At 39.6% G+C, this 24739-nt stretch carries 15 protein-coding genes and 1 pseudogene; 11 read left to right on the forward strand and 5 right to left on the reverse strand.

Annotated features, from left to right (window positions below; genetic code table 11):
* Positions 1–748 precede the first annotated feature (748 nt).
* Both ABIE66_RS01710 and ABIE66_RS01715 read left to right on the forward strand, forming a co-directional pair.
* Positions 749–1441: a coiled-coil domain-containing protein gene (locus ABIE66_RS01710; protein WP_370013670.1), complete on the forward strand. Its 693-nt coding sequence runs from the start codon at positions 749–751 to the stop codon at positions 1439–1441.
* Between the two features lie 38 nt (positions 1442–1479).
* Positions 1480–4665, forward strand: coding sequence for a biotin/lipoyl-containing protein (locus ABIE66_RS01715; RefSeq protein WP_370013671.1), 3186 nt, complete (start codon positions 1480–1482; stop codon positions 4663–4665).
* 392 nt (positions 4666–5057) lie between these two features.
* Here ABIE66_RS01715 and ABIE66_RS01720 read toward each other — a convergent pair whose 3' ends face one another.
* The 3 genes from ABIE66_RS01720 to ABIE66_RS01730 are packed head-to-tail and all read right to left on the reverse strand — an operon-like array spanning position 5058 to position 8954.
* Positions 5058–6272: a Ger(x)C family spore germination protein gene (locus ABIE66_RS01720; RefSeq protein WP_289323456.1), complete on the reverse strand. Its 1215-nt coding sequence runs from the start codon at positions 6270–6272 to the stop codon at positions 5058–5060.
* Positions 6256–7359, reverse strand: coding sequence for a spore germination protein (locus tag ABIE66_RS01725; protein WP_370013672.1), 1104 nt, complete (start codon positions 7357–7359; stop codon positions 6256–6258). Before ABIE66_RS01725 ends, ABIE66_RS01720 begins: the two co-directional genes overlap by 17 nt.
* A gap of 26 nt (positions 7360–7385) precedes the next feature.
* Entirely contained in the window at positions 7386–8954 is a 1569-nt protein-coding gene (locus tag ABIE66_RS01730) for a spore germination protein (RefSeq protein WP_370013673.1), read from the reverse strand.
* Between the two features lie 970 nt (positions 8955–9924).
* On the opposite strand from ABIE66_RS01730, the gene pbp4b reads away from it, so the two are divergent.
* Positions 9925–11295, forward strand: coding sequence for a penicillin binding protein PBP4B (gene pbp4b / locus ABIE66_RS01735; protein WP_370013674.1), 1371 nt, complete (start codon positions 9925–9927; stop codon positions 11293–11295).
* A gap of 248 nt (positions 11296–11543) precedes the next feature.
* On the opposite strand, the gene ABIE66_RS01740 is transcribed toward pbp4b, so the two are convergent.
* A complete protein-coding gene (locus ABIE66_RS01740; RefSeq protein ID WP_370016963.1) occupies positions 11544–13265 on the reverse strand; it encodes an ABC transporter ATP-binding protein in 1722 nt (573 codons plus the stop codon).
* 53 nt (positions 13266–13318) lie between these two features.
* On the opposite strand from ABIE66_RS01740, the pseudogene ABIE66_RS01745 reads away from it, so the two are divergent.
* The 6 genes and pseudogenes from ABIE66_RS01745 to ABIE66_RS01770 form a co-directional block, all read left to right on the forward strand.
* Positions 13319–14140 (forward strand): annotated as a pseudogene (locus ABIE66_RS01745) (FecCD family ABC transporter permease); the annotation flags it as partial.
* A 290-nt stretch (positions 14141–14430) separates the two neighbouring features.
* Positions 14431–14880, forward strand: coding sequence for a histidine utilization transcription antiterminator HutP (hutP, locus tag ABIE66_RS01750; protein ID WP_289318801.1), 450 nt, complete (start codon positions 14431–14433; stop codon positions 14878–14880).
* Between the two features lie 113 nt (positions 14881–14993).
* Positions 14994–16511: a histidine ammonia-lyase gene (hutH, locus tag ABIE66_RS01755; protein WP_289323460.1), complete on the forward strand. Its 1518-nt coding sequence runs from the start codon at positions 14994–14996 to the stop codon at positions 16509–16511.
* 324 nt (positions 16512–16835) lie between these two features.
* On the forward strand, positions 16836–18233 hold the full coding sequence (locus ABIE66_RS01760) for an amino acid permease (RefSeq protein WP_289327213.1): 1398 nt from the start codon (positions 16836–16838) through the stop codon (positions 18231–18233).
* Between the two features lie 1036 nt (positions 18234–19269).
* Positions 19270–20475 carry a quaternary amine ABC transporter ATP-binding protein gene (locus ABIE66_RS01765; RefSeq protein WP_192207592.1) on the forward strand — a complete coding sequence of 402 codons (1206 nt, stop codon included), beginning with the start codon at positions 19270–19272 and terminating at the stop codon, positions 20473–20475.
* Between the two features lie 4 nt (positions 20476–20479).
* Positions 20480–22207, forward strand: coding sequence for a glycine betaine ABC transporter substrate-binding protein (locus ABIE66_RS01770; protein WP_370013675.1), 1728 nt, complete (start codon positions 20480–20482; stop codon positions 22205–22207).
* A gap of 79 nt (positions 22208–22286) precedes the next feature.
* On the opposite strand, the gene ABIE66_RS01775 is transcribed toward ABIE66_RS01770, so the two are convergent.
* The gene (locus tag ABIE66_RS01775) at positions 22287–22469 is read right to left on the reverse strand and encodes a hypothetical protein (protein WP_289318811.1); all 183 of its coding nucleotides are present in this window, start codon (positions 22467–22469) and stop codon (positions 22287–22289) included.
* 361 nt (positions 22470–22830) lie between these two features.
* On the opposite strand from ABIE66_RS01775, the gene ABIE66_RS01780 reads away from it, so the two are divergent.
* The gene (locus tag ABIE66_RS01780; RefSeq protein ID WP_370016964.1) at positions 22831–23745 is read left to right on the forward strand and encodes a nucleoside hydrolase; all 915 of its coding nucleotides are present in this window, start codon (positions 22831–22833) and stop codon (positions 23743–23745) included.
* Between the two features lie 633 nt (positions 23746–24378).
* Positions 24379–24669: a WXG100 family type VII secretion target gene (locus ABIE66_RS01785; protein WP_034306171.1), complete on the forward strand. Its 291-nt coding sequence runs from the start codon at positions 24379–24381 to the stop codon at positions 24667–24669.
* The last annotated feature ends 70 nt before the right edge of the window (positions 24670–24739 follow it).

The raw sequence follows: 24739 nt of genomic DNA on the forward strand, positions 1-24739 counted from the left end.
ATGAATTTCGGATTAGATATAAACAAATATTTTTGTATACAACAGATGGGTGACTAAATAAAGTTATAGTAATTTGTCTTTAGCTTTAACAATATAGCTTTTTATTTTTTTGTATCAGATTTTTATCAAAATAAAAAAATTAAAGAAACCAAAGCATTTAAGGGGAAGATTAACCTGTTAAAGGAATTCTATGTTTGTTATACTCTTGACGCTGATGTTAAGTGGGAGAAAATAAAAAAAGGTTTGAGTATTAAAAAAGAGGATGTTTTACAAGAAGTCTTAAAAAGGATGGAACACTGTGAGTATTTTATTGTAAAAAGTGAAAGTAAGCATCATATTATCAATACATCTTTAATACGTTATATACGTATTTTTGATGGAAATAAGTGATCTCACTACTGCTTTCTTAGAATATAAGTTATGGTTGCATTCTCCTAACAGTCTAACTGGGAGGGGATTTTTCTATGGCAAAAAAGGGTAAGCCTCATATACAGAAGAATTAAAGCGGAAAGTTGCTAAAAGTGATGCGCAAATAGGAATTAAGTAAAGAAATTCCCAAATAATGAGCCATAGAAGGCCAGCGTTGTATTTGGAACCATAAGAAATTTACTAGTGTTAAAGAAGAAAATGTTTATCTGAAAGCACAGGTGGACTATATGCAGAGAAGGTAAATTTGGACACCCAAAAACAGCAAAACAAGCTTCTGTAGCTATTCAGGGTTGGTTAACACTTTGAAAGGAGTGTAAAGATGAATAAAGAATTAGATGATGGTTTTATTGGGGCATTAATGGTTTCCCTTCAAGACGAAAGGGTCATTGAAAAGATAAAAGAAATAGCAGAAGCGGGCTCTTTCAGTCAAATGGGGGAACCTAAGGAGCTACTGAGAGAAAAAGATAAAGAAATTGCAAAGCTCCAACAAGAGATTGAGTCGAAAAAAGAGGAAATTATTGAGTACCAAAAAATGATCCACCGTCTAAATGAGAAAATGGAATCCTATTTTAATGAATTGCAAAAGAGAAGAGCAGACTATCGGGAAGCAGAAGAACTTTACGACGCTATTCAACAATTATCCGAAACTACTAAAAGTTCCTTAAAAGGAATCTTCAAGGGCAGTTCGGTTCAGGAGTTTATTGTTTGTGGTGTGCAATATGAGAACATTTCATCTTTGTGGGATTTTATTAAAAACGAGATTATGGAAGGACGAGAGCAGGAAAGAGAGATTTTGCTCGCCCTTTTTCTGTATTTCTTTCAAGAGTACAGTAAAACATACGATACCCCTTTATATAAAATACAGCAAGTGAAAATGAATGAGGTCTTCAGAGAAGACTTGTACATAAGAGCCCTCAATAGCAAAATATCCGGGAACATTACGGACATCCTGCTGCCAGGATATATAAGCATTAATGGTAAAACCATTAAAAAATCCGTTGTGAGAATCTAGCAGGCGAAAAAGAGAATGATAATAAAGGAGAAATAACAATGACATCGATTATTATCCCAGAGATTGAAGAAGGCATTGAAAAAATCCTTCTTATGCAATGGTATAAACAGCCAGGTGATTATATTACGGTGGGCGAAAGCTTAGCCAAATTCAGCTGTGAGGGCATTGAATTTGACCTCTTTTCAGAAAAAGAAGGTACCCTTAAAGAATTGCATGTAGCCGAGGACACTATAGTCAAGATTGGTGATCTGATATGTTATTTGGATTCTGGTGAAGCTCTTTCAGGAGAATTATTAAAGGAAGTTGAAAAGCAAGAAACGATAGAAGATAAAGAGCCCCTTGAGAACGTAACAAGTTTAGCTGAAAAAAATAACATAGACAGTTCTATTTACTTAATGAATAAGAACGAAGAGCAGGTTCTATTCTCACCTGATTCCCAAACCGTTCCAGTCTCTGCCATTTCAATGACTTATAAAGAAGTGAGATCTTTAATCAGCCATTTATATCAGAGTGCAGAAGAAACCTTTTTAAAGGAGGAAGCGAGCTTCTTTCAAGACATTAAAAAGATGCTCCGTTCCAGATGGGTTTACATGAATAACGGAAATGTTATTTATGATCACAACATTGCAGCTTTATTTCCTTATAGAAAATACTATGAATTAGTGGACGAAGATTTTGACTACAAAAAGCATCTGGACGTTTCCGGTTATATAGGTGATGCCATGACACGGGAAGAAGCTGCCAAAAGTTTCAATACAACCGATCACCCTGTATATAAGAAAATAATAGCTTTAGATGATTACTCCACGAGTAAAAATCCTTCCATTTCAAGGATATTTGCCAATCAAACGGCTAACTCTTCTAAATCAATAGCGTTTAAATTCAACGGGTACGACATTCAAAGTTTCGATGTAGTAAATCAAAAAACTAATTTGCTAGGAAAAGGATTTTTCGTTCCTGTTTTCCGTTTAAATGGGGAAAATGCCTTTGAAATCAATGATCAAATGGCTCTCCATCTCTGGCTGGAAAACCGATTAGTACCAAGTGGATTAAGCGCAGAACGCCAGAAGGAGTATGATTATTTGCTGGCATTGTATCAATTAAAGGGTTTAGATCATGAAAGTTTTCTAAAAGAATTGCCATCAATCGCTATCGATTCCAAGACTTTTTATGAGAAGCTTTTAAACTCTGAAAAAGTAAGAGCCGATATTGATACATATGATGAAAAGATGTTAATGGATCCAAACAGAGGACATTGGGATTTATGGCCTGTCCACTCTGATGAAAAACTTTTAACGATAAAACTGAACGAAGAAATAATGGCCAGAAACCCTAAAATGGATATTAGGGAGGACGGCATAGTTGGCATTGATTTTGGAACGAAAAGTACAGTGGTCGTTCATCAAGAGGAAAGTGATTTTACTCTTCCCATGCGTATTGGGGTTGGCTACCTTAACACGGAAGTACAAGACTGGCATTATGAAAATCCAACCGTGATTGAATTTATTGATTTAGAACATTTTCTGGAGCTTTATCAAGAAAAAGAAGGAAGACCAGATACAAGGTGGCAGGATGTGACGGTTTCCCACAATGCTCTAAACAACTTGATGAATGGAAAGAGTGACCATTATTATTCCATCTTGAATAATCTAAAGCAGTGGGCTGGAGAAAAGAAAAACGAACTCCGATTAAAAGATAAGAGGGGATATGCCGTTGTACTGCGTTCATTTCTGGATTTAACCGATCAGGAAATCAACCCAATTGAGTTATACGCCTACTACCTCGGTTTGTATATCAATAACCAGAACAATGGAATTTACCTGGACTACACCTTATCTTTCCCGGTGACGTATGAAAAAGAGGTAAGAGAAAAAATTCTAAAGTGTTTTGAGCGTGGGTTAAAAAAGACGCTTCCTATGCCGATTCAGCAGGATGAAGAATTAATGAAAAAGTTTCGTGTCACCGCTGGTGCGAGTGAACCTGCTGCCTATGCCGTTTGTGCCTTACAGGAATACGGGTTTGAACCGGAAGAGGATGAAAAAACGTACTACGGTGTGTTTGATTTTGGTGGAGGAACGACAGATTTTGATTTTGGTATTTGGCGTGAAGCGGGCTTGAGAGAAAGCAGATATGATTATGTCATTGAGCATTTTGCAGCTGGCGGGGACCGTTATTTAGGTGGAGAGAACCTGCTAGAGCTTTTGGCGTTCCAAGTGTTTAAAAACAATCAAAGAACAATGCGTGAGCTAAATATTCCTTTTACTCTCCCAGCAGAATGTGTGAAATTTCCTGGAAGTGAAATGCTGATTAATGAGTCACAAGAATCCTATTTAAATACGAAACAATTGGTAGAAAAATTAAGGCCGCTTTGGGAAAGACATGAACGGTATGAAGAACAGTTTGGAAAAGGCATGATCCGGGCAGACTTGTTTGACAAAGCCGGCCACGCAAAACTCAATGTGGAACTTTTGATTGATCAAGATGAAATGGAACAACTTATTGAGGAAAGAATTGAAAAAGGCATTAAAAATTTCTTTGAGTCATTAAGGCGCGCCTTTACCGGGTCAGAACCGAGCAAAATTAGTAAAGTAAATATACTGCTTGCGGGTAATTCAAGTAAATCCCCGATCGTTATGAATCTATTTAATAAATGGATTGAAAGGGAAGTACAGAATACTCAAAACTGGGGAGAAGTGTCTGATAATCTTTTTGAGATTTTCCCACCACTGGGGACAGAAGGTGCTTATTTAAAGCAAGAAGAGAGAAATAGAGTGGTTAACCGAGATATTTTAACAGCCCCTACAGGAAAAACAGGCGTTGCCTTTGGACTTGTACAAAGCAGAAAGGGCGGAAGTATAAAAGTTATTGACCGCGATTTGGTGAATGGTGAATCAAAGTTCAAGTATTTTCTTGGCATCGGGAGAAAAGGGAAATTAAAAACAGTGATTGATCAAGAAGAAGAGTATAATATATGGCATCTTTTCATTGATGCGTCAGAAGAAGATTTTGAAATTTATTACACAAGCCTGCCTGAAGCTAGTACCAACCAGCTTGATATTAAGCAGGCACAAAGGAAAAAACTTCGAATTGAGCATGTAGATGATTCAGCTTTTGTTTATATTCGAACATTAAGCCCGACTGTCATTGAATATGTTGTTGCAGACGAAGACTCGATATTAAATGGGGTCTATTTAAGTGAAACTACTAAAGTGGAATTAAGCTAATCTTTCGGTTGTGGAATTTAGAAATATATGTTAAATGATTTTTTTTGTGAACACACAACAGATTAATCAATTGTATGGGCATTTGTGGGTTTGATTGATTCAATTGAATATATCAAGATGATGCTATGTTTTATTTGAGTGGTATATAAATAGAAGATGTCTTCACCTGGTGCATCGGTTAAGGTTTTATGAAAAAAACGCCTTGAGTGGAAAATAACTCACTTTTAAGTTAGAGGCCTCCCACAGTTTACTGTGGGAGGCCTTTTCATGCTATCGTTATTGTATGTCCATGGTCACCGTTTAATAGCTTCCCATGGGACTTGCAATGTTTACAGAAAAAGGTTTCATTTTCAGCATTTAATGCTAGAAACTCAAGGTGTTATCCTGAATGTTCACTCCTTTGATCCTCCTGATGTTCCATAATCGTTAATGGTTAAGTTTACATCATAGTTTATAGTAGTTTCACTAAATCTTTGATCCCAATCTTTTTTGACCTTCTTCCATACTTTGGGGTTCTCGATTCTCAATCGATTTCCGAAGCCAGCAACGTCCACTTGGTATTCTTTTTGCATTTTTTCTAATACATTCCCCACCAAGCGTTTCACTTCTTTTTCAGATGATTTTTCTGCTTTTTTTAGAAATTCATTTTTAAAAGAATCTCCTGAAACTACCCAGTTTTCAGACAGTCTTCCCACTGATTCAATGTTTACATCAAAAGAGATGTTGTCTCCTTTAACTCTAGGTACGATACTGCTTTTCATGGACTCTATCTCATACACAATCAGCTGACCGGTTTCTTTATCAAAGCTTTTCACTACACCGCCTTTTCCCTTACCTGTTATCCATGTTACGCCCTCCAGTTCTTCCTCATTCAAAGTACCAGTCATTTTGTGTGTCTTTCCATCGATCACGGCAGCTCCGGCAAATTTGACTTGCCCGTTCACTGATAGTACTTTTTGCATCAGAAAACTAGATCCTGATTTGATCTTGCTTTCTACTTTAATATGCGACATAGGAGGCAAAATCCTTGTTGTTCGATATGCATTTTCTACAATGCCAGCCAGACGGAACGCTGGAATTTCTCCTGCTTTCTTTGTTTCCAGTGTCTTGCTTGCTCTTCCTTTACTGATGAGCACAAGACAGCTTGGTCTAAGCTCGCTTTCTCGAAAATTTTGATCAAGTAATTGTTCCAACCTAAACGATCTTGCAAGACCTTCACCGATAACAACCACTTTCATATGGTGAGCGGTTACGGGTTGTTCACTTCTCAATGATAATTCACGAACCATTTGATGGAGGGAATCTCCCGTTTCAGAAACATTAACATAAGATTTTTGTTGTGGTCCGGATTGTTTCGTTGTTGAACTTGCTACTAGTGGAGTGATAAATTGATAGGTTGCAGTAATCAGGTCCTTTTTTGAATAACCCTCCCCTTGTTCGTTTAACTTTTTCTCGATGGAGGACTGCTTGCCTTTATCGAATGCCAAACCTATACCTAAACTTTGCTCTTCAATTTCATGACTGCTCCAGCATCCTGTAAGGGTTAAGAACAAAAGAACGGAGAGGGAAATGAAGAGGGGACGTATATTGTTATGTGATTGTTTCATATTTTCCTCCCTTTATTCTTGAGATGATAAGCAGGAGAAGCGGGAGTAAACCAAATAAAAACAATGCGATATTGCCGACGAAATCTCCTTGTTTAAATAGGTCATTGATATTTTTCGGAATCATGGCAATGATGTAGAGAATTGGAAGCAAGCCATACATAAATGGGTGAATGCTCTTTTTTGAAAGTTGAGCCAGTCCTAGAGCAGCTGCATAGAATGTTATGGTAAATGTCGCAAATATTTGCATGATCCATACCACGAGCAATAAAGATTCAAACCGTTCAAAGATCAAACCGGAGATTTCAAAACTTCGTATAAGATCAAGAGTTGGCCATGTTCTCATGACCACTCCATCAATAGATAATGCTCCGACAACCATGACGACCGTTATCACGTAAAAAATCAAGGGAATGGAAACTCCAACAAGCATGGCTTTTACTGCTTTTTTTGGCTGATTCATAAACGGAAGAAGCAGTAACATGATTTCAGGACCTGAAAAAGCGAGAGCCGTTGTTTTTACTCCTTTTAGTACAGGGATGATTCCTTCTCCTAATACCGGACGCAGATTATCGATCTCAAATATTTTGATGCTCATAAAGGTAACTACCAAAAAAAGGATAACTGTCAAAGGTAATATAATTTCAAAAAGACGGGCGATCGAGTTAATGCCGCCCAGGATCAGATAAAGACCCACCCACATGAAAATCATGGTAATTGCCCATGTAGGGGTACCCTCCAGAAGTAAATACTTTATAACTTCAGCCATTGCACGGAGCTGAAATCCGGAAGTTGTGAGAAAATAACATATTATAACTAAACTGAGTAAACTCCCCACCCATTTTCCTACAATTTCATTTATGTATTGATAAAAGGTCTTATCGGGAAACTGTTGGCTTAATTTGACCATGATCACCCCTGCGATTATGGCGATGAACCCGCCTATAATAACGCTTATCCATACATCTGGTGTATGTACCTTTTCCGTAGATGATCGGGGTAGGGTGAGTAATCCTGTACCAAGTATAAAGCTGCTGATAATCACAGCTGTTTGAGGAGTCGTGATTTGATCTTTCGGATTGAGAATCATTCTTTAACCACCCTTTCACCGATGAGTTATCCTTTACGTATGGGGTTTTTTGTATGCATCATCTTTGGACGGCGTTTCATCATCATAAGTGGCATGCGAACCATCAGGTCTTTCCATTCACTTAAGCGATAAGGAACGGCTGGACTCATATAAGGTACACCAAAGCTTTTTAATTTAACTAAATGGCTGGTCATTAAAAGAAAAAAGAGAATGACCCCGTATAATCCAAATGTAGCAGCACATAGCATTGCGGGAAAACGAAGAATCCGTAATGTAATCCCAATACTATAGTGCGGAATGGAAAATGATGAAATAGCGGTTAACGCTACTACAATGACCAAAACAGGGCTAACGATCCCTGCCTGTACAGCAGCTTCCCCAATGATTAAACCGCCGACAATTCCCATTGCCGGACCGATTGGCTTAGGTAAGCGCAGTCCTGCTTCCCTCAAAATTTCGATGGCTATTTCCATGAATAATGCTTCGATTAGTGCCGGAAACGGAACCCCGGACCTGGTTCCGATAATGGATATGGCCAGTTTGGTCGGAATCATCCCTGAATGAAATGAGATAAAAGCTATATACAAAGACGGTGTAAAAAGAGCCAGAATAGCTGCGAGGTAACGAAGCATACGGATGAATGTGCCAGGAATCCATCTTTCATAATAATCTTCCGGTGACTGCAACATCATGCTTAAGGTAACCGGAACGATCAAAGCGAATGGCGTCCCATCCAATAAGATGGCCACTCGACCTTCCATCAAAGCAGCGATCACTCGATCAGGACGCTCTGTATTCTGTACCTGCGGAAAAGGACTAAGGTAATTATCCTCAATAAGTTGCTCTACATAACCTGATTCCGGCACACTATCAATATCAATTTTCTTAATTCGGTTTTCTACCTCTTGAACTAATTCGGGATCAACAATATCTTTTATGTAAGCGACAACTAAGTCCTTTTTTGAACGCTTTCCTACTTGGAATTTTACTAACGATAAATTCTCAATTTCACCACTACCCCTTAAAAAGGATGTATTATCACTCAATGATTCAGTGAAACCGACCCGTGGACCTCTGACTAATGCCTCTGATACCGGCTCTTCAATCGTCCTTGTTTTAAGTTTTGTCGTTCCGAGGATTAGGGCATCCACTGATCCCTCAATTAAAAGAGCGGTAGAACCTGTTAATACTTTTGAAGCTAAATCTTTAATGGAACCAACCTCTTCTATTCCACTAATAGATAACACTTCATTTTTTATGAATTCTTTTGAAATGCTTCCTTTGGTGTAAGGAAGGTTCTGTTTATATTCTGCTGAAAAATCAACCATCAATGATGGCATAATATGTTTATCAATGAGGTCTTTATCCGATAGTCCATCCACAAAAATGATAATTGACCGAATATCGGTTCGCCCTATATTAAATTCTCGAAAATGCACATCCCAATTATGGCCAATTTCTTGCCTAACCATTTCTAGATTTAAATTAAAATTATCAGTAAACTGACCAGTTGAATCTTGGGAGGTATTTGCTTCTTGATTGTCTTTATCGGTAACTTTCCCTTTTTTACTAATCTTTGATATCCACTCTTTCATTTTCATCACTCATCCTTTGAGTTACGAAGCCTATAAAATAATTTGGCAATCAAAAACGGAATAAAAAACACTATAAAAGCTTGTATAAAAACCTGCCATTCTGGAAGGTAGGAAACAATCGTTTTCCACATTTTCATCACCCTATACTTGCCTAATATCAGCAGCTAAAATCTGTGAAATCTTCTGCAAAATTCCTTTATTTCTCAAATAGTATTATTATCTTCTACGTTTCTTATGCAATGAAGTTAATTGTCCATCACTATATATGTGTATTAGCTATACAGCACAATAAATGTCATCCAACAATCTCTTACATAATCAGTGCATATGATCCCAAGCTAATGTTCATGGGGAAAAGAGCGGTCATAAAAGTCTTCGATAGTGAAAATACGTAAGTGAATAATACTAAGAGAAGCAAAAGGAACAGAAATACTTTGATTTAGTTGAGGAGAGAACGAGGGAAAATCAATATCATCTGGAACTTAATTAACGATGAATGAAGGCGGAATCCCCATATATTAAAGTGAGAATCGAATGATTTTATTTTTCAATAATTGACTTTTCCTCATACATTAAAATTAAGAGGGTTTATGCTAATGATTGAAATATAATTTTGAAAATATAGATATCAAATTGAAATTATGTTTGAAGTGATATATACTGAAAATTGAGAATAATTAGTAATCATTATCCATTTTTGGAAAAATATTTTCTTTTATCAACGGTTGACTTGGTGAAAAAAGAATTGATAAATTAGCTCTTCAAAAGTTATCCCAATCGCTACTACTTTTCTCCCCGGAACGGATACACGGTTCTCGCTTAATAGGATTGTGAAGCCTGGTGTAGATAAGAGCGGAAGGAAAGAATTTCGTCCGAATGAATGAGAGTATCCTTTTGTTTCGACTATTGGTCAAAAGGTAAAGTTGTTCGTTTCTTGTTTTCTAAAGTACGATTTCATAGGGGGAATATGATGAATATATGGACAAGCAGCACACTAAGTTCAATTCTGACTCTCTCATTACTTGTTTCTCCTGTATCTTACGCTAAAGCAAATGCAAATCAGGAAGTTACTGTGAGTAAGGAGGCTAGCCAGTACCCCGTGTTAACGAAGGCTAAAAAACCGGAAGAAGTGGGCTTTTCATCTGAAAAACTGGAAAAGGTGGATCAGCTTATTGAAATGGAAGTGGCTGCCGGTTTTCCTGGTGCTGCCCTGATTGTCATAAAGGACGGAAAGATCGTTAAAAGTGAAAGCTACGGGTACAAACAGAAATTTAATGAACATATACCTCTTAAGAAGTTTCGTAAAATGGAAAAAGACACTTTATTTGACCTTGCTTCAAATACAAAGATGTATGCAACTAATTTTGCCATTCAAAAATTAGTCAGTGAAGGCAAGCTTGATATCCATGCAAGAGTTCAGCGATATATTCCTGAATTCAAAGACACGGAGCCGGATGTGATCAAAGGGAAGGATAACCTGAGGATAATCGATGTTCTTCATCATACAGCAGGGTTTAAACCAGATCCGCAATACCATAATCCAAAGGTTTCGAAAGACCTTTATTCACAGGAACGGGATAAGACCATTGAGTTCATATCCAAAACACCGCTGACATATGTACCTGGAACACAGAATGTATACAGTGATGTCGACTATATGCTGCTCGGTGCCATTGTTGAAAAAATCACGGGTCAGCAGCTTGACGCCTATGTTGAAAATAAATTATACAAGCCGCTTAATTTGAAAGATACAAAGTTCAATCCTCTGCAAAAGGGCTTTAAGCCAAAGGATATTGCGGCAACTGAACTGCTTGGGAACACTCGGGATGGCGTGATAGATTTCCCTAATATTCGCAAATACACGCTTCAAGGGGAAGTTCATGATGAAAAAGCCTTTTATTCGATGGGAGGCGTATCAGGTCATGCAGGTCTTTTCTCGACTACCAGCGATCTCGCTGTCCTTCTGCAGGTAATGCTGAATGGCGGGGGATACGGTAAACATATGTTGTTTGATAAAGACACAATCGATGAATTCGTCGCACCCTCCGAGATGAACCCTACCTATGGACTCGGATGGAGACGAAATGGCGATGCCAGCATGGAGTGGATGTTCAGTCCTTATGCGAGCGACAGTGCATACGGACATACTGGATGGACTGGGACGGTCACGATCATTGATCCTGAAATAGACTTAGGGATTGTTTTACTTACAAATAAAAAGCATTCCCCGCTAGTTAACCCTGTAGCCAATTCGAATCAGTTTTTTGGCGATCTCTTCAAAACAGGGAGCTATGGAAGCGTTGTAACTGCGATATATGAAGCATTGGAAACGAATGAATAAGAGGAAAAGAATAATTGATTAACAGCGGATGAAGCCGAAGTGCTAACTCAAAAAAGTTTGTAAAGTTCTGCTGAGGGAGAATGGTTAATTACTGATAGGGCGATAACCTTATGAATTCCGTTAGTGATTTATTTATATCTCTATAAAGCTGAAGGCCTCCCATCGTTTATTTTGGGAGGCCGTTTTTCTTGTTATCGGTTTTGGCAGGGTGCCTTGACCGTTGTAGGATTTCTTTTATACAAAGTGAATTATACTGTTTGGGCAAGAATCAGATTCTTATATGCTCCGTCTTGATGGAGTAAATTATCATGGGCACCTTGTTCGATGATTTCCCCATTTTGGACAACGATGATGCGATCGGCATGTTTAATTGTCGCTAATCTATGTGCAATGACAAGTGTAGTCCGATTAATCGAAAGTCGTTCCAATGCTTTTTGAACGGCCTGTTCGGTCTCGGTGTCCAGAGCGGAGGTCGCTTCATCCAGTATTAATATAGGAGGATTCTTCAGGAATATACGAGCAATCGAGACACGCTGTTTTTGCCCTCCTGATAATTTCACTCCGCGTTCTCCAATCAAAGTATCCAAGCCTTCGGGCAGCTGTTCGATCAAGTCATTTAATTGAGCGTCTTCGATGGCTTGGTTCAATTGGGCTTCCCTTGCCTCTGTATTACCGTACATGATGTTATCCCGGGTGGTACCATCAAATAAAAATACATCTTGTTGTACGATACCGATATGTTTTCTTAAGGAGGTCAATTTGTAGTTCCTGATATCGATGCCATCAATTTTAATGCTGCCAGACTGGATATCGTAGAAGCGGGGCAGCAAGCTGCATAATGTTGTTTTACCACCACCTGAAGCGCCTACCAACGCTATCGTGTTACCTGCGGATACGGAAAAGGAGATATCATTTAGTATCGTTCTGTCCGATTCATAGCCAAATGAAACGTTCTCAAAAACCACATCACCTTTTACGGAATCAACTTCGATTGCATCCTCGACATCATGAATATCTGGAAACGTATCAACCAATTCCAGGTATCTTTTAAACCCTGCATACCCCTTAGGCAAAGTTTCTAAAATCGAGCTGATTTGTTTGATTGGAGCGATGAAGATATTGGATAACATGATGAATGCCACGAATTCCCCATAGGTCATTTCGCCATGGATGACAAACCAAGCCCCGCAGCCTAAAACGGTTAAGGCGACTAATTTCATGAGAATGAAGTTAATGGACGTACTCCACGCCATAATTTTATAGGCAAGTAGCTTTGTTAGGCGAAATTCCGAGTTGCTGCGATTGAATAGGTTAATTTCATGAGCTTCCTTAGTAAAGGATTGGACAACTCGGATGCCACTGATGTTATTTTCGATACGGGCATTATAATTGGCGATATCACCGAACATCGTTTTAAATGCCCTTGTCATTTTAAGGCTAAAATAAACGGATAAGATGATTAAAAATGGAACAACAGTAAATACGATAATGGCTAATTGCCAATTAATTTGAAACATGACAAAGAATGCGCCAAAAATCGTCATGAACGCTATGAATAAATCTTCGGGACCATGGTGTGCGATTTCCCCTATATCCATCAAATCATTCGTCATCCTGGATACTAGATGCCCCGTTTTATTATTATCAAAAAATTTAAAGGATTGCTTATGAAGCTTGAAGAACAGATTTTCCCTAAGGTCCGTTTCAATATTTATACCAAGTTTGTGTCCGTAATAAGAAACGATGAAGTTTAATAAAGTACTTAATAAGTAGATGGCAAGAAGGCCTATACATGCCATTATTATGTATTTCCAGTTGTTGGATGGCAATAAATCATCTATTATCCGGTTTACCGCCAAGGGAAAGACCAATTCAAGAATGGCAATGAATACAGCACATGAAAAATCAATAATGAATAACCCTTTATAAGGTTTATAATATTTTAAGAAATGCTTGATAACAGTAAATATGATATATCCTCATTTTTCATTGATTTCATCAAAAAAGTTTTCCGTTTGGGAAAATAGCTATTCTCGTTGGAATGGGAATAGCCGTTTCAGGGGCCATTCTGCAAGGAATTTCTCAAAATCCTCTAGCTGACCCTGGGATCCTCGGCATCAACGCTGGAGCAGGATTCACAGTTGTACTATATATGTTCTTCTTCCAAGGCACTGCATTTTTCAAAGGGTGGTCATCGGTATTCATCATGCCTTTCACTGCTTTACTGGGTGCTTTCCTTGCCGCTTTTTTAATTTATGCACTATCTTGGAAAAAAGGGCAAGTGACACCTGCGAGACTATTATTGGTGGGCATAGGAATAAATGCGGCATTCGGTGCAGGTCTGGTCATATTCCAGATGAAAATGGAACCGAACAATTCCATGAAGGCGTTAATCTGGTTATCCGGGACGATCTGGGGTACGAATTGGACTTTTGTATGGGCATTATTACCTTGGTTGATCGTATTGATACCTTTAGCGATTTATAAATCGAAAGTATTGGATGTCTTACGCTTAGGTGACTCGATTGCCATTGGAGTAGGTGTACAGGTAGAAAAGGAACGCAGGCTTTTATTACTGATTTCAGTGGCATTGGCAGGGGTGTGCGTTTCGGTGGGCGGAGGTATTACGTTTTTAGGCCTGATTGCACCGCATATAGCCAGGAGATTAGTGGGGGCGAGACATGCAAAACTATTACCACTGACTGCAATCTTAGGTTCATTATTGCTGTTATCCGCCGATACATTAGGTAGAGTGATCATGGCCCCAATGGAATTGCCAGTGGGGATTATCGTTTCGATTTTAGGAGCGCCGTATTTTATCTACTTACTCGTGAAAAACATTTAATATATGTGAAGAAGTTCAGGAGAGGTAAAGAAAAGTTTAGAAAAAGCACATTTTCCAGCTTGACGGAGGATGGGCTTTTTTTGCAATCAGGGAAATATGCCTTTTGGAGAATCTTTGATGATTTTCAAAGGATATTCATGACCATGTACGATGGATAGGCTGGCAGTGGGGGTGATAAGTCATCCTCTAAAAGAAGTATTTTAAAAAATATGTTGACCGAATGGCTTGTATCCGCTTACAATGATACTTAGTTATTAGTGTATTTAGAAAATTGTAAAAGAGGTACCTGCATGACAAAGGAATTCGACAGAAGAATCGGGCGCCATGCAATCATGTACGCGTTTGCGGAAGAAGAGGAAGAAGTCATATTAACAACTGATCTAAAGCGGATGAATTGGCTTTATGGAAAAGGTAAAGTCGGTTCAATGGAGCTGCAGAAAATAGTTGCGGCCATTGAGACATCAGCGAAAAGGCTGGGATTGGTCAATCCCGACATTTATCGTGAAATGCATGCGCTGTATCATGCAATCATCGAAGCACTCCAAGGAGTGACACGCGGCCAAGTCGAGCTTGGCGGTCTTTTGAGGACGGCAGGCCTTCGGTTTGCAATCGTTCGGGGCAGGCCGTTTAAAAACGGGGACGAAGGTGAATGGATTGCTGTCGCCGTGTATGGAACGATTGGAGCACCGGTTCGGGGATTTGAACATGAAGCGGTTGGATTGGGAATTAACCACATTTAAATAATTAAAAGCCTATAGTTATTTAGTGAAATAGGGGGCTGTATTGGAAGACTGGATAAGTCTGTCAATATGGCCTCCTTTTGTTTGTTTAAAAAAGAATAGGGGTGCAGGAAATGATTATGTTAACGGGCCAAACTTTAACGATTGAAGAAGCGAAAAAAGTATTGTATGGGGAAGCATTTGTCACGGCTTCAGCCGAGAGTGTTAAGAAAGTGGAAAAAAGCCGGGAAGCGGTTGAAAATATCGTGAAACAAAAGAAGGTCGTTTATGGCATTACAACAGGTTTTGGAAAGTTCAGCGATGTTTTGATTGATGCAGAGGATGCAGAGCAGCTACAGTGGAATTTGATTCATTCCCATGCATGCGGAGTGGGGGAACCGTTTCCTGAGGTGGTTTCAAGAGCTATGGTCCTTCTCCGTGCCAATGCTCTATTAAAAGGGTTTTCCGGCGTCCGTCCTGTTGTCATTGAACGTTTGATCGATCTTTTGAACGCCCATATCCATCCGGTCATTCCTCAGCAAGGTTCTCTTGGGGCAAGTGGGGACTTGGCGCCGCTTTCCCATTTGGCGCTAGTATTGATGGGAGAAGGGGAAGTGTTTTATAAAGGAGAGCGAATGGAGGCCATCGTAGCTTTATCGAAGGAAGGCATTCTTCCAGTGACACTTAAAGCAAAAGAAGGTCTTGCATTAATTAACGGTACACAGGCCATGACGGGGATGGGCCTCGTAAATTACATTGAAGCTGAACAGCTGGCCCATCAAACTGAAGCGATTGCTTCCCTGACGTTGGAAGGGTTACGCGGCATTGAAGATGCCTTTGATGCGGATGTTCATCTAGCACGCGGTTACCGCCAGCAAACAGAGGTCGCGGAACGGATCCGTCGAATGATCAATGGCAGCCAGCTAATCACCAAGCAAGGAGAACTGCGGGTACAGGATGCTTATTCGCTCCGCTGCATCCCGCAAGTACATGGTGCATCATGGCAAACTCTTGATTATGTTAAAGAAAAATTGGAAATCGAAATGAATGCAGCGACGGATAATCCGCTAATCTTTGATGATGGGGAAAAGGTTATTTCAGGGGGGAACTTCCATGGCCAGCCGATTGCTTTTGCAATGGATTTCATGAAAATCGCTGTTGCCGAGCTTGCGAACATTTCAGAACGCCGGATTGAGCGACTCGTCAATCCACAGCTGAATGATTTACCGCCATTCTTAAGTCCGTCACCTGGCTTGCAGTCGGGAGCGATGATCATGCAATATTGTGCAGCCTCACTCGTCTCTGAGAATAAAACACTCGCACATCCTGCAAGTGTTGATTCCATTCCATCTTCAGCTAACCAGGAAGATCATGTAAGCATGGGAACGATCGGGTCCCGCCACGCCCATCAAATCATTCAAAACGTTCGCCGCGTTTTGGCAATTGAGCTCATTTGTGCCTTACAGGCGGTGGAATACCGTGGAACAGAAAAAATGGCTCCATTTACAAAAGAGTTTTATACGGAAGCAAGAAAACTCATTCCAAGCATCACCCAAGATCGTATATTCTCAAAAGATATTGAAGCAACGGCAAGCTGGTTACATCAAATTGATTGGAATTCATTTATTCACAGGAGTTTACCTACGACATAAATCCCGGTGATTCTTTTTCAATAAACGTTAGGCTTATAGCCCTTTCACTTGGGTTTTTAAGCCTAACATAGTTGCGTAAATGCTACATAGATCCCTGAAATCCAAAAAAGGTCTCAGCATAGAGAAAATGACCTTGAAATAGTAATAAGTGCAGGAAATAACTATTGATGGAATGATCGACTTTACTTATTCGTGCTAGATTAAATATGAATTTTTGGAGGGGAATCCAATTTGGAAAATCGGCAATTGCAACTGCCTGTTAAAAATGAACAGAACCAGCCGTCAAATACTTTACAAAGAAAGCTAAAGGCGCGCCACCTTACCATGATTTCGTTGGGCGGTGCAATTGGAACAGGGCTTTTCCTCGGAAGCGGGCCAGCCATTCACTCTGCAGGACCTGGCGGGGCTTTGGTCGCTTACACCGTAATTGGTATAATGGTTTATTTTATTATGACAAGTCTCGGAGAACTTGCATCATTCATGCCAGTCAGCGGGGCTTTCAGTACCTATGCTACGCGTTTCATCGATCCAGCTCTAGGGTTTGCACTTGGTTGGAACTATTGGTTCACGTGGGCGATGACTCTTGCCGCGGAACTATCCGCCGCAACAATGGTAATGAAGTTTTGGTTTCCTAACAGTCCGTCATTTTTATGGAGTTCTTTGTTTTTAGTTTTGATATTCTTATTGAATTACGTATCTGTTAAAGGGTATGGAGAAGGGGAATATTGGTTTTCACTCATTAAAGTGGCGACCATCATCATTTTTATCGTCGTCGGTATTTTGATGATATTCGGGATTATGAACGGAGAGGCGATTGGTTTTAAAAATTTCACAGTTGGTGAAGCTCCTTTTGCCGGTGGTTTTTTGGCAACATTGGGTATTTTCATTGCTGCTGGTTTTTCTTTTCAAGGTACGGAAATAGTAGGTGTGGCAGCCGGTGAAAGTGAAGACCCGGCAAAAAATGTACCTCGTGCAGTTCGCAGTATCTTTTGGAGGATTTTCCTTTTTTACATCCTGGCGATACTTGTTATTGGATTGATCGTTCCTTATACGAATGGCAGTCTGCAGGGACACACGATCATGGTCAGCCCATTTACGATGGTGTTTGAAAAAGTGGGACTGGCATTTGCTGCTTCCGTGATGAATGCTATCATTTTAACGGCCGTATTATCCGCTGGTAATTCGAGCCTTTACGTGACAAGCCGAATGTTGTACTCAATGGCACACGAAGGATTGGCACCGCGTATTTTTGGAAAGCTCAACAAGCGCGGCGTTCCCATTTGGGGACTGGTTGTGACCTCACTTGTAGGGATGTTGGCATTTTTTGCTTCCATTTTCGGTGATGGGGTCATTTATATTTGGCTGATGAATGCAGTCGGAGTCACTGGATTTATATTTTGGTTGGGAATAGCGGCAAGCCATTACCGGTTTAGAAAAGCCTATATTGCTCAAGGGTATTCACTGGACGATCTTCCCTATAAGTCAAAATGGTTTCCTTTCGGACCGATATTTTCCTTTGCTCTTTGTTTTTTCGTTTTATTGGCGCAAAACTATCAGGCCTTTATTGGCGATGACATTAACTGGGCTAGTGTGTTCGCAGCCTATCTTGGCATCCCATTCTTTCTGGTAATGTGGCTTGGATATAAGTTCATTAAGAAAACAAAAGTAACTCCGCTAGAGGAATGCCAAATTGATTTTGATGAACATAGGAATGCCAATTAGTATGTATCGATAATATGCATTAACCTTGAAATGAGTTAGTTGTTTCAAGGTTTTTTTTCTGTATATGTGACACATTTCCATGTATGTCTGCATAAAACATAACCTATAAAAAAAGTGTAAAATTCCAATCTTGCCAGATCCGGAACCGCTTAAATTTACCCGTTATTTATGACAGAAAATCGCTTTTTCCGTTTTTTGGATCATTTTGGATTATAAAAAAACTGAAAAAAATTTGTGGCTGATGATGGGCGTTTATGATTATAGGAAGCCAAAGTGTTGGTATATCAAGGTTTTTAGAGTCTTCAGGAACCTTAAGAATTGATGGCGTAAATGGGCTTTTTAGGCAAGAATTCCGTCCCACATCATTTGAACTTATATTCATTCTTTGTTAAGGTAATGAAGTACTTTAGGGATTGAGGTTCAGTCCGTATGTTGAGACTGAACAAAACTCTAAAATAAAAAACCATTATATTTCAGTTGGTATATGCTGTGCCTGTTAGTTTCCTCAGTTGTATTGCACCTCTTTTCCCTGCAAAGCTCAAATTAGACACATTGGGAATCCCATAATCATATTTCTATGCGTTTTGGTGTTATACTGCACTGCAAGTATCATTCCACCTGGTTAAGGAAATGAAGTACTTTAGAGGGTAGTCGTAAGTCCACCATCTGGACAAAACTCTAAGTGGAAATCGTTTATATTACAGTTGGTATATGTTGTGCCTGCTAGTTTCCTCAGTTGTGATTGCACCTCTTTTTTCCTACTTGAAATGCTCAACTTATCACACAAAAATAATCCAAGTAAAGAAATGCTTCTTGGGAATAATAAATATAGAGTATTTTTCTATGCACGTTATGCCCTGTGCCACTGAATAAGTGTCACTTCCGCTTTTTTGAAGAAAAAGTAATGGGGTAGAATAGCTTTGTTAATGTCGGTTATTTCAAGATACTTGTGGATTAATAATCATCACTCGCATAAAACGGGGGAATTCAGCAAAACTGAATATCATATGGGCAACTATTAGAATGAGGTGACTTGATGAAGCCGTATGTAGAAGTCAGAAATGTCTCGAAAATTTTTGGCAAATCTCCAAAAGCAGCAACAGACTTATTGAAGCAAGGCAAGACGAAAAAAGAAATCTTGAAAGAAACGGGACAAACGGTCGGAGTGAATAATGTTAATTTCGAGATTTATCCCGGCGAGATTTTTGTCATCATGGGCCTATCAGGAAGCGGGAAATCCACTTTGATCCGCATGTTCAATCGTTTGATCGATCCCACTTTGGGTGAAATCTTAATTGATGATGAAGATATCGTGAAGATGAACGCTGCCCGGTTAAGGGAAGTCAGACAAAAGAAAATAAGCATGGTCTTTCAGAACTTTGCTTTATTTCCGCATAAAACGATATTGGAAAACGCTGAATTTGGGCTCGAAATTCAAAAAGTGGATCCAGCAAAACGTCATGAAAATGCGATGAAGGCTCTTGAGGCTGTTGGATTGAAAGGCTACGAAAATCAGCTGCCATCACAGCTTAGTGGTGGTATGCAGCAAAGGGTTGGGTTAGCCCGGGCACTCGCAAGTGATACGGATATCCTATTGATGGATGAAGCCTTCAGTGCCCTTGATCCATTGATTCGTAAGGATATGCAGGATGAACTGATTCAAATCCAAGATCAGTACAAAAAAACGATCATTTTCATTACCCATGATCTTGATGAAGCATTAAGAATCGGGGATAGAATTGCCCTTATGAAAGATGGAAGTGTCATTCAATTGGGAACTCCTGAACAAATCATGATGAATCCAGCCAATGAATTCGTCGAGAAGTTTGTGGAAGATGTTGATCTATCAAAAGTTTTGACAGCATCTCATGTGATGATACGCCCAGAGAAGATCGCGGTGGACAGAGGTCCAAGGGTTGCCTTGGAAATCATGCGCAAACAAGGGTATTCCAGCATTTTTGTTGTGGATAGAAAGCAGAAGTTATTGGGGGCCGTGACCGCTGAACAGGCTCGTCAGGCAATGAGCAATAACCAATCGATATCTGAAGTGATGTCAACCGATATCCCCACTGTAAAAGAGGATGAATTACTTGGAAACCTCATGGATGTGATGGCGACTTCAAGTTTGCCAATCTCAGTCATCGATGATCAGAATAGAATTAAAGGAATTCTGCTTCGCGGTGCCGTTATCGGCGCTTTGGCCGGAAATAAAGATTCCTTGAATGAAATGGAGAGTGAATAATTCAATGAATATGCCGAAAATCCCACTAGGAGCTTGGGTTGATTCTTTAGTGGATTGGATAACTATTGTATTTGCTGGATTATTTACACTTATTACGAATGTGATCGAGGGACTACTGGATATCCTGGTCGATGTAATGAGTGCTGGACCTTCCATCTTGTTAATTATAGTCCTAACCCTTCTGGTTACCTATACAAGCAGATGGCCCTTAGGGATATTTACATTCATTAGCTTACTATTGATTGATAATCTTGGTTATTGGGAATCAAGCATCCAAACACTGGCAATCGTTATATTGTCAGGAGTCTTAACGATAGTGATCGGGATACCGATCGGAATATGGTGTGCCCAAAATAACACGGTGCGTAAGATCGTTACCCCGATCTTGGACTTCATGCAAACAATGCCTGCATTCGTTTATTTGATTCCTTCGATCTTATTCTTTGGAATAGGGGTAGTACCGGGAATCATTGCGTCATTCATTTTCGCAATCGCACCGACAATCCGTATGACCAATCTTGGGATTCAAGAAGTGCCTAATGATCTGATCGAAGCATCGGATGCTTTTGGTTCAACCAGCAGCCAAAAGTTATTCAAGGTACAAATACCATTGGCTACTCCAACGATTATGGCAGGAGTTAACCAAAGCATCATGCTGGCGCTATCCATGGTAGTTACAGCTTCATTGGTTGGAGCACCCGGACTTGGGGCGGATGTCTACCGGGCTGTCAGCCAAATAAATGTTGGGCAAGGATTTGAAGCAGGTTTATCCATCGTAATCATTGCAATCATTCTCGATCGTATCACGCAAAACCTACGTAAGCCAGCTTACGAGCATATCATTAGCAGAAAAATCATTTTTACAATATTGGCGTTACTCGTTGTAGGTACTGCACTATTCAGTGCTTTTACAAAAGATACGGCTGTGAACGGGGATAAAAATAGTTTTGCTGCCAAAACCGATTATGAAATCATCGGAATTGAACCTGGAGCAGGATTGATGAAGTTGACTAAAACGGCTATAGATGATTATAAGCTGGATGATTGGAAGTTGGTTGAAGGGTCTTCGGCGGCAATGGTTGCTGAATTGAAAAAAGCGATTGATAAAAAAGAACCAATCGTCGTTACAGGATGGTCACCGCATTGGATGTTCTCGAAATATGACTTGAAATATCTCGAAGATCCGAATGAATCCTTTGGCGGGGCTGAAAATATTAATTCGATTGCCAGAAAAGGCCTTGAACAGGATGCCCCTGGCGCTTATAAAATCCTTGATCAATTCTTCTGGGATACTAAAGATATGGAAAATGTAATGGTCCAAGTTGCTGAAGGGATGTCTCCTTCAGAAGCAGCAGAAAAATGGATAAGCGAAAATCAGGACAAAGTATCCAAATGGACCAAAGGTGCTGAATCAGGAAATGGTGAAAAAATCAAACTGGTTTATGTTGCATGGGACACTGAAATTGCCAGCACAAATGTGATTGGCAAGGTTCTGGAGCAGAATGGTTATGATGTAACATTAAGTCAGGTTGAAGTTGGACCAATGTTTGCCGGCGTTGCAAACGGAAGTGCGGACGCCATGGTGGCCGCATGGCTCCCGGGAACACATCTTGAATACTATAATAAGTATAAAGCTGAAATGGTTGACCTTGGACCAAACTTAAAAGGAACAAAGAATGGTCTGGTCGTACCGGATTACGTCGATATTGATTCGGTTGAAGACTTAAAATAAGAAAAACGCGGGAATTTCAGAAATGAAATTCCCGCGTTTTTTCAGTTTTATTGGACAGCTGGGGTTTTAAAACTGAAGATCAATGTATGGAAACGAACTTACTCCTCAATTCCTCTTCCGTTACTTCGATCTTTCCTTTCAAATCTTCAGCTAGTAATACATAACTTTTCACACCTATGAATTCTGAATGTGATATTAAAAAGAATTTTGTTCCCTTTTTATACGCAGAAGGATCATCTACAATCAACTTAAACATTTTCATCCTTTTTCCACCTTGGATATCATAAATTCGTAACGCATGCATTCATAACTACCTTTGGAGTAGACGTAATAGCATTGAACAAGTTGAAAAGGAATTAGGGCGCTACTAAGATACAACTTCTTCTTTTCACTTTTTATATCATTGATATTTATGAGTGGTCAACTATTTTTACTGGTAGATACAAGAACCAGCGGGCATTGTCATTTGTTTGCAAATTATGAGTATTCCTAACTTTCTGTGGAAGTGCCTATAATTGAATGTTAAAATTCAGTTGGAAAACAGTGTTTCATGATACATAAGAAAAAGAAAAGAGAGGCATTGAAAGAGCTCTCGAAAAGTGATTTTGGAAGGTGTGGAAATATTGAAACCAATCATATTCGATGTTGATACTGGAATTGATGATGCCATGGCGATGGCGTATGCTTTAAATTCCCCAGAATTGGAAGTGCTCGGATTCACGACTTGCTTTGGTAACGTGCCCGTTGTTGAATCGACCCGCAATACACTTGCCGTTTTGGAGAAATTAAATAGGCGCATTCCGGTTTTTGAAGGTGCTGACCAAACTTTGGTGCGCGGAAGGAAGAAGAAATATCCCAAGCATGTTCATGGGGAAGACGGGTTAGGAAATACCCTTCAGTTTGAACCGAGTATCAAAGCTTCACAAGGAAATGCAGTAGATTTCATTATCGATCAAGTGAAGAGCCGACCGCATGAAATTACGATTATTGCAGTTGGTCCACTGACTAACATCGCATTGGCGATTAAAAAAGCCCCAACGATCATGTCCTTGGTAAAAGAGGTCGTTATTATGGGCGGTGCCGTAAACGTACCAGGAAATGTAACGCCCTATGCTGAAGCGAACATAATATCAGATCCTGAGGCAGCTGATCAGGTATTTGCTTCAGGGCTGCCAATCACCCTAGTGGGACTTGATGTGACACTGCAAACATACCTACTGAAATCGAAGCTTGATGATTGGCGTGCCACTGGTAAGGAAAGCGCCAAATTTTTAGCAGAAATGACCGATTATTATATGAAAGCATATGAAAACTCCCATCCAGGTTTGGGCGGTTGTGCACTTCATGATCCCCTTGCTGTCGGGGTTGCGATTGATTCAAGTTTTGTGAGTACGGAATGGATGAACGTCAAGGTAGTGACTGGGGGAGAAGAAACAGGCAGGACAATCGGTCAACAGGATAACGAACCTGGAATCCGTGTCTGTACGAAAGTGGAAGCGGATCGGTTTGTGAAACACTTTTTGGAACGGGTTATATGAGGGCTTGATCAGGATTTCCATTAACTAAACAACGGAGTTGAAATCCATGTATTGGGTATGAAGGCTGTCACTGTTAAAACTTTTGGGAAGAGACAGCCTGTTTCCTTTGAATTCGATTCTGGCAATATGACGTACTCCTGCTGCGGAAGCATAGCTGAAGTAAGTAGGAGTTAGGCGGAAAAAAGCCGGGTCAGGCCAAAAAAATATTGTATTTGCTTTGTAAAAAGGACCTCCGTCCATTCGGATGTCCCTTTTTGAATGGTTTGGAAATATTTCAATTATAAAGACAAACTGTATGGAAACGCTGGATATTTCGAACATTAATCAAACGTTTGATTAATGTTTAATGGAAAAGAGTCTAAAGTCACCGATGAAAATCAGTTATTTGAGTAATGGATCAGGAAAAATGGGTATAAGGAACTTTTTTTGCCATAAAAAGTAAAATATTTAAAGTTAATTCAAAAAAAGGTTTAATTACTTGGGAAAACAGGTACATAGACTTTCATAATGCCATATATAGGTTTTTTTACATAATCATAATTTACCATTTTTCGACTTTGCACTTATTTATATGGCAGAAAATGTATGGTTCCATTAAAATGTACTATATAAGATATAAGGAGGAGTTTTTCTATGTCACAAATTCGCGTAACACCTTCAGAACTGAAAGATGTAGCTAGGCAATATGATAATGAAAGCCAACAGGTAACGGATATGATTGGTCGTTTAGATAGAATGAGAGATCATTTAACTGGTATTTGGGAAGGTTCTTCCAGTGAGGCTTTCGTCGGGCAGTACGAAGAATTGAAGCCTTCATTCATGGATATGGCTCGTTTGTTGAATGAAGTTTCTCAACAATTGAATAAATCAGCTCAAATCCTTGAAGACACAGATAATCAGATTGCTAGTCAAATTCGCGGATAATCAATAGTCAAAGAGATAAAGAATTTTCTAGGAAAAAGCGCCGCGACTCTTAATGAAGATCGTGGTGCTT

The organism is Peribacillus sp. B2I2, from assembly GCF_041261685.1.
Lineage (GTDB): Bacteria > Bacillota > Bacilli > Bacillales > DSM-1321 > Peribacillus.

Coding starts and splice junctions, on each gene's coding strand:
- hutH (WP_289323460.1), top strand. CDS start 14,994: ATGATTATGTTAACGGGCCAAACTTTAACGATTGAAGAAGCGAAAAAA.
- ABIE66_RS01715 (WP_370013671.1), top strand. CDS start 1,480: ATGACATCGATTATTATCCCAGAGATTGAAGAAGGCATTGAAAAAATC.
- ABIE66_RS01765 (WP_192207592.1), top strand. CDS start 19,270: ATGAAGCCGTATGTAGAAGTCAGAAATGTCTCGAAAATTTTTGGCAAA.
- ABIE66_RS01785 (WP_034306171.1), top strand. CDS start 24,379: ATGTCACAAATTCGCGTAACACCTTCAGAACTGAAAGATGTAGCTAGG.
- ABIE66_RS01730 (WP_370013673.1), bottom strand. CDS start 8,954: ATGAAAGAGTGGATATCAAAGATTAGTAAAAAAGGGAAAGTTACCGAT.
- ABIE66_RS01720 (WP_289323456.1), bottom strand. CDS start 6,272: ATGAAACAATCACATAACAATATACGTCCCCTCTTCATTTCCCTCTCC.
- ABIE66_RS01710 (WP_370013670.1), top strand. CDS start 749: ATGAATAAAGAATTAGATGATGGTTTTATTGGGGCATTAATGGTTTCC.
- ABIE66_RS01770 (WP_370013675.1), top strand. CDS start 20,480: ATGAATATGCCGAAAATCCCACTAGGAGCTTGGGTTGATTCTTTAGTG.
- hutP (WP_289318801.1), top strand. CDS start 14,431: ATGACAAAGGAATTCGACAGAAGAATCGGGCGCCATGCAATCATGTAC.
- ABIE66_RS01775 (WP_289318811.1), bottom strand. CDS start 22,469: ATGAAAATGTTTAAGTTGATTGTAGATGATCCTTCTGCGTATAAAAAG.
- ABIE66_RS01725 (WP_370013672.1), bottom strand. CDS start 7,359: ATGATTCTCAATCCGAAAGATCAAATCACGACTCCTCAAACAGCTGTG.
- ABIE66_RS01760 (WP_289327213.1), top strand. CDS start 16,836: ATGATTTCGTTGGGCGGTGCAATTGGAACAGGGCTTTTCCTCGGAAGC.
- pbp4b (WP_370013674.1), top strand. CDS start 9,925: ATGAATATATGGACAAGCAGCACACTAAGTTCAATTCTGACTCTCTCA.